Annotated in this window: 7 protein-coding genes; 6 read left to right on the top strand and 1 reads right to left on the bottom strand. The window is 39.3% G+C overall.

What is annotated here, in order from left to right; translation table 11 throughout:
* The first annotated feature begins 198 nt into the window (after positions 1 to 198).
* Genes tsaE through tsaD form a run of 4 tightly spaced genes read left to right on the top strand, consistent with a single transcriptional unit; the run spans position 199 to position 2,822 of the window.
* Entirely contained in the window at positions 199 to 651 is a 453-nt protein-coding gene (tsaE, locus tag AC25Y1_RS18125) for a tRNA (adenosine(37)-N6)-threonylcarbamoyltransferase complex ATPase subunit type 1 TsaE (RefSeq protein WP_488149413.1), read from the top strand.
* Positions 648 to 1,358 carry a tRNA (adenosine(37)-N6)-threonylcarbamoyltransferase complex dimerization subunit type 1 TsaB gene (gene tsaB / locus AC25Y1_RS18120; protein ID WP_488149410.1) on the top strand — a complete coding sequence of 237 codons (711 nt, stop codon included), beginning with the start codon at positions 648 to 650 and terminating at the stop codon, positions 1,356 to 1,358. Before tsaE ends, tsaB begins: the two co-directional genes overlap by 4 nt.
* Positions 1,345 to 1,803: a ribosomal protein S18-alanine N-acetyltransferase gene (rimI, locus tag AC25Y1_RS18115; RefSeq protein WP_488149409.1), complete on the top strand. Its 459-nt coding sequence runs from the start codon at positions 1,345 to 1,347 to the stop codon at positions 1,801 to 1,803. Before tsaB ends, rimI begins: the two co-directional genes overlap by 14 nt.
* Positions 1,800 to 2,822, top strand: coding sequence for a tRNA (adenosine(37)-N6)-threonylcarbamoyltransferase complex transferase subunit TsaD (gene tsaD / locus AC25Y1_RS18110; protein WP_488149408.1), 1,023 nt, complete (start codon positions 1,800 to 1,802; stop codon positions 2,820 to 2,822). The genes rimI and tsaD overlap by 4 nt, the downstream gene beginning before the upstream one ends.
* A 312-nt stretch (positions 2,823 to 3,134) precedes the next feature.
* Here the strand turns inward: tsaD and abc-f are convergent, their stop codons facing one another.
* Entirely contained in the window at positions 3,135 to 5,063 is a 1,929-nt protein-coding gene (abc-f, locus tag AC25Y1_RS18105; protein WP_488149407.1) for a ribosomal protection-like ABC-F family protein, read from the bottom strand.
* 127 nt (positions 5,064 to 5,190) lie between these two features.
* Here abc-f and AC25Y1_RS18100 point away from each other — a divergent pair, with 127 nt between their 5' ends.
* Together AC25Y1_RS18100 and tatA are read left to right on the top strand one after the other, a co-directional pair.
* Positions 5,191 to 5,841: a redox-sensing transcriptional repressor Rex gene (locus AC25Y1_RS18100; RefSeq protein ID WP_488149406.1), complete on the top strand. Its 651-nt coding sequence runs from the start codon at positions 5,191 to 5,193 to the stop codon at positions 5,839 to 5,841.
* Between the two features lie 124 nt (positions 5,842 to 5,965).
* On the top strand, positions 5,966 to 6,154 hold the full coding sequence (gene tatA / locus AC25Y1_RS18095) for a twin-arginine translocase TatA/TatE family subunit (RefSeq protein ID WP_488149412.1): 189 nt from the start codon (positions 5,966 to 5,968) through the stop codon (positions 6,152 to 6,154).
* Positions 6,155 to 6,167 lie beyond the last annotated feature (13 nt).

Below are 6,167 nucleotides of genomic sequence, written 5' to 3'. Positions count from 1 at the left end.
TGTCACGCAGGAGATCGCGGGTTCGATTCCCGTCGGGACCGTCATTATATTTAAAACATAGAACCGATTGGGGCCTAAAAGCTCTAATCGTTTTTTTGTTTTGAAATTTTATTAAAGTATGAACGCTTTCAGATTTGGTTTATCTTCTGTACAATGAGAGAAAATAAGTGGAGCGGACTACTTGAAAGGAATCATAAAATGAAAAAACAATTTATCGTTCATTCCCTTATGGAAACAGAACAACTTGCTAAAAATCTTGCATTACTAATTGCGCCTCCGGACGTCATTACACTAGAAGGTGATTTAGGTGCCGGGAAAACAGCTTTTACACAAGCTTTCGCTAGAGCGATTGGGATCACGCGAACTGTTAGTAGTCCGACTTTTACAATCTTAAAGCAATATGAAGGAAACTTTCCTTTTAATCATTTGGATGTTTATCGATTGGCTGGCAGTGATGAAGATCTTGGCTGGGACGAATTGTTTTATGGTGATGCCGTTACAATCATTGAATGGGCACATTTAATTAAAGAAGATTTACCGAAAAATCGTCTCGAGGTTGAAATTGTTCATGAAGGTGATACGATGCGAACAATTACTGTAAAGCCATATGGTGTGCGATATGAAAAAATTTGTGAGGAGTTAAATTTATGATATGGCTAGGGATTGATACTGCAAATACGCCGCTTTCCATTGCAATTGTTAAAGATGGAGAAATATTGGTTGAAGAAAATACCTCGATGGCAATTAATCATTCACTTCGGGCAATGCCAGCAATCGAAGAGCTTTTTAAGAAGGCGAATATAGCTCCCTCAGATATTGATAAGATTGCAGTATCAGAGGGGCCAGGTTCTTATACTGGCGTCAGAATCGGTGTTACAATTGCTAAAACACTAGCTTGGACACTGAAAAAACCACTCGTTGGCGTTTCTAGTTTGAAAACGCTGGCGACAAACTGTCTTTATTTTGAGGGTTTACTATGTCCGATTGTAGATGCCCGAAGAAACAATGTGTATGCTGGTGCTTATCGTTTAGAAAATGAAAAATTAGTCAATGTAATTGAAGATGGCCATTATTCGGTTGGAGAGTTAATCGAAAAGCTAAAGGTTTATAATTCGCCAGTTTTGTTTATAGGAAAAGACACGGCAATGCATAAAGATCAATTACATGATAAACTGACAAGTTTTGCGAAATTTTCGCCTGTACAGTTCAATTTACCTCGTGCTTCGTCCCTTATTTATGCAGCTTCCCAGTTTGAAGAGGAAGTAGATGTTCATAATTTCGTGCCTGAATATCGTAGAATTGCTGAAGCAGAGGCTAATTGGTTGAAAGCGCAGGAGAATCAGAATGAACTTAAGTAAAGAGATTACTTACCGAAAAATGATAGAAAAAGATATCCCGTCTGTGGTATCTATTGAAGAAGAATCGTTTACAGTACCATGGACACAGGAAATTTTTGAACATGAGATGACTGGCAATAACTATGCGCATTATATTGTAGCAGTGGAAAATGTTGAGGTTATTGGACATTGTGGAATGTGGATTGTCATGGATGAGTGTCATATTACGAATGTTGCTGTTTTAAAACGTTTAAGGGGTCATAGGATTGGTGAAGGATTAATGCGAAGGGCGATTAGTCTCTGCAAAGAAATGGATGTAAAGTTAATGACGCTAGAAGTACGCGTTAGTAACCAAACTGCTCAAAACTTATACCGAAAACTTAATTTTCAAGAAGGCGGCATTCGAAAAAACTATTATAGCGACGACGGTGAAGATGCCCTCGTCATGTGGGTGGAATTATCATGATAAAAGATGTGTATATATTAGGAATTGAAACGAGTTGTGATGAAACAGCTGCTTCGGTTGTTAAAAATGGTACTGAAATCGTATCCAACGTTGTTGCGTCACAAATTCAGAGTCAAAAGCGATTTGGGGGTGTTGTTCCTGAAATTGCGTCAAGACACCATGTTGAACAAATTACGTATGTCATAGAGGAAGCACTGGAAATTGCTAAATTACAACCGAGCGACTTAGATGCAGTTGCGGTAACAGAAGGCCCTGGTTTAGTAGGTGCTTTACTCATTGGCATTAATGCTGCGAAGGCATTTGCATTTGCCAACCAATTACCGATTATTGGCGTGCATCATATTGCAGGGCATATTTATGCCAACCAGCTCATGCAACCGATGGCGTTTCCATTACTCGCACTTATCGTTTCAGGTGGACATACTGAGCTAGTTCTTATGAAAGAGCATGGATCATTTGAAGTGATTGGAGAAACACGTGACGACGCAGCAGGAGAGGCCTATGATAAAGTTGCACGCGTGTTGGGTTTACCTTATCCGGGTGGACCAGGAATTGACCGCTTAGCCAATGAAAGTGATGGAGAAGTCGAATTTCCAAGAGCTTGGCTTGAACCTGATTCATACGACTTCAGTTTTAGTGGGCTCAAATCTTCTGTGATTAATTATAAACATAATTTAAAGCAGCGCGGGGATGAGGTTAATCGGGCTCATGTTGCGGCAGGTTTTCAATCCAGTGTTGTTGATGTGTTGACAACTAAAACGTTAAAAGCAGCCAAGGAATTTAAAGTAAAACAAGTGATTGCAGCTGGCGGGGTTGCTGCCAATAAGCAGCTGCGTTCATCACTGGAGAAAAAGTTCAAGGATTTATCTATTCCATTTTATGTTCCACCTATTGCGCTATGTACAGACAATGCAGCAATGATCGCTTCTGCTGGAACTTTCATGTTCACGAGCGGTGTTCGCGGCACAATGGCGATGAACGGGAGACCAGGAATGGAACTCATTTCTTGGCAGAAATAATAAAGCGTGGGAATTATCTATTTCAGATAATTTCCACGTTTTTACTTTTGGATATTTTCATTTGTCAATAGGAACATCCGTACTTATTAACAATATGTGGATAAGATGTGGATAGTATAGTGAAATGTACATTTAATAACCAACGACATGGGATAACTTTGTGCGTAAGATGCTTGATATGTGCAGAATTTGTGGATAACTAAGGTTTGTTGTTGGTTTATCAGTGTTTGTAACGTGGATAAGGTTGTGGAAAAGTGAAGAAATGCTTAAAGAAGTAAAAAAAGTCATCTTAGGAAGATGACTAATATAATCTCATAATTCTTCAAGTTGTTCCTGTAATTCAAGCCACTTTTCAGCCTTTTCATCGTGATCAATTTGCAACTGATTAATGTTATTTTGGATTTCCATCAACTTGATATGATCGTCAGCAAATTCAGGTTGTAGAAGTTCGTCTTGCAAGGATTCAATCTGTATATCAAGCGTCGAAATTTGTGCTTCGATTTCTTCGATTCCACGGGTAAGTCTACGTTCTTGTCGCTTAGTTTCTTTGTCGATATCTTGTTTGGTGTTAGCAGGTGGCGAATTGACTAGAACGGCTCGCGCCTTGTCTGCCAGTAATTCTTCTTGTTCTAACTTCTTTTCTACATAGTAGTCATAGTCACCTAAATATTCCACAGCACCAGAAGCACCGATGTCGATAACTTTTGTCGCAAGGCGATTGATGAAATAGCGGTCATGCGAGACAAAGAGGATTGTTCCCGGAAAATCATCAAGTGCATTTTCAAGGATTTCTTTACTATCCAAGTCCAGATGGTTTGTCGGTTCATCTAAGATGAGTGTGTTTGATTTCTGGAGCATCAATTTTGCAAGGGATAGTCGTGCTTTTTCACCGCCAGATAAAGAGGTGACAGGTTTTCCTGCATCGTCTCCTGTGAAGAGAAACCGTCCTAGAATCCCTCTTATGTCTTTCTCGTTCATCATTGGCCATTCACTCCAGAGCTCTTCTAGAACTGTATCAGTGCCGACCAACGTGGCTTGCTCCTGATCGTAATAGCCAAACTGAACATTTGTCCCATATCTAATTTCGCCAGCGAGTTCACTATGCTTTTTAACAATTGTTTTTAGTAATGTTGATTTACCTACACCATTGGGCCCGATTATTGCAATTCGATCGCCTTTATAGACGCGTAATTTCAAGTTCTCTGAAACAGGGGAGTTGTTATAACCAATTGCTAAATTATCGACTGCTAGAACATCGTTACCACTGGGACGTTCAACAGAAAAAGTGAAATTAGCTGATTTTTCGTCGCCATCCGGGGAATCCATCCAATTTGTTCGTTCCAACATCTTCCGGCGACTTTGAGCCATTTTCGAAGTTGAAGCACGTGCAATATTCCGTTGAACAAAATCCTCGAGATTAGCCCGTTCACTTACTTCTCGTTCATACATCTTTACATCTCGTTCATAGTTTTTTGCTTTTTCGGTTAGGTATGTACTGTAGTTACCAATGTATTTTGTCACTTTATGTCTGGCTACTTCATAAACGATGGTTACAATCTCATCGAGGAAATATCGGTCATGCGAGACAATTAGCAAAGCACCTTCGTAGTTAACTAAGTATTTCTCCAGCCAACCAAGCGTTTCAATGTCAAGATGGTTTGTTGGTTCATCTAATATAAGTAAGTCCGGGTTACTAAGCAGCATTTTGGCAAGAGCCAAGCGTGTTTTTTGGCCCCCCGATAAAAGATTGACCTGTTTTGTATAATCCTCTGGATAAAACCGCATTCCGTGAAGGACAGATCTTGTGTCAGCCTCATATTGATAGCCTTTTGAATCACTAAATTCTGTTTGTAGTTCGTCATATTCAGTCGAAACACGTTCGAACTCTTCACTATTTGAAAAAATGACTGGATCTGCCATCTGTTTTTCAAGAGAGCGGATTCGTCTTTCCATTGCTCTAAGTGGTTCAAAAACGGTCATCATTTCATCCCATACAGTTAACGTTGAATCAATCCCAGAGTGTTGCTCGAGGTAACCGATTCGTATGTTCTTCGGGATGATTAAATCACCTGTATCAGCAGTCATTTCACCTGCAATTATTTTTAGTAAGGTTGATTTTCCAGCACCATTTCGCCCAACCAAAGCAACACGGTCGCGTTGATGAACTTCAAGTTGAACATTTTCTAGTATAGTCGTTCCAGAAAATGATTTAGTTAACGCATTCACTTGTAAAACAATCATGATTTAATACACCTCTATTCATCTATAGTTTAACCTGAACACATCGTTGTACGCAATGGTCAGCTTTACAATATTCTACAAGTGAGATACGATAGAATAGGCTTTAAGTAGGTGTAGGAGGGGTAAAATGTCAGAGGAAGTGCCTAAGATTCCGGAGGCGACGTCAAAAAGATTGCCTCTATATTATAGATTTCTACAAAATTTTGAAAATGCAGATAAAAAGCGAGTATCGTCTAGTGAATTAAGTGAAGCGATGAAGATCGATGCTGCAACAATTCGTCGGGACTTCTCACATTTTGGTGCACTCGGTAGAAAAGGCTATGGGTATGATGTTCAATACTTAGTCGATTTTTTTCGTACAATTCTTGATCAAGATATCGAAACCAATGTCGCCCTTTTTGGTGTCGGCAGTTTAGGTAACGCTTTCTTAAAATATAATTTTCAAAAAAAACACAACACACGTATCATCATGGCGTTTGATCCTAAAACGTCGCTTGCAGGGGAGACAATTAGTGGAATTCCTGTTTATCATCCAAGTTTAGCTGAAGAGAAATTGAAGGATCATAGAATTGAGTTGGCGATTTTATCAACGCCTTCAAGCGTTGCACAAGGGGTTGCAGATGAACTTGTCAATTATGGTATACATGGTATTTTAAATTTTACACCAGTCCGACTTGCAGTACCGGAGTCTGTCCGGGTACATACAATCGATTTATCTGTAGAACTACAAACGCTTATCTATTTCATGAAAAATGACGTCAAAGATTCACAATTGTAACCGTTACATTATAGTAATATAGACGATTTTAGTGTAAAATGGATAGGAGAAAGTTGGATGAATTTATTCCCTAATAATTAGGTAACGTTCTTACCAACTCTAAAATAGGAGGTGTCCGAAGATGATGCCAGGTGCTGTTAGTCTAATTCTAATTGCGATTATTGCATTGCTCGTGTTTGGTCCGAAGAAATTACCAGAGATTGGAAAAGCGTTCGGTTCTTCATTGCGTGAGTTTAAAAACGCGACACAAGGACTCGTCAAAGATGACGACGAAGTTAAGAAAGCAGAAAAGATCGAAGAACAACAGAAGTGAGTTAGGATGTTAG

The organism is Sporosarcina sp. Y1009 (assembly GCF_057669865.1).
Note: the sequence above shows the minus strand (reverse complement) of the source record. Positions and strands in the feature narration are given on the sequence as shown.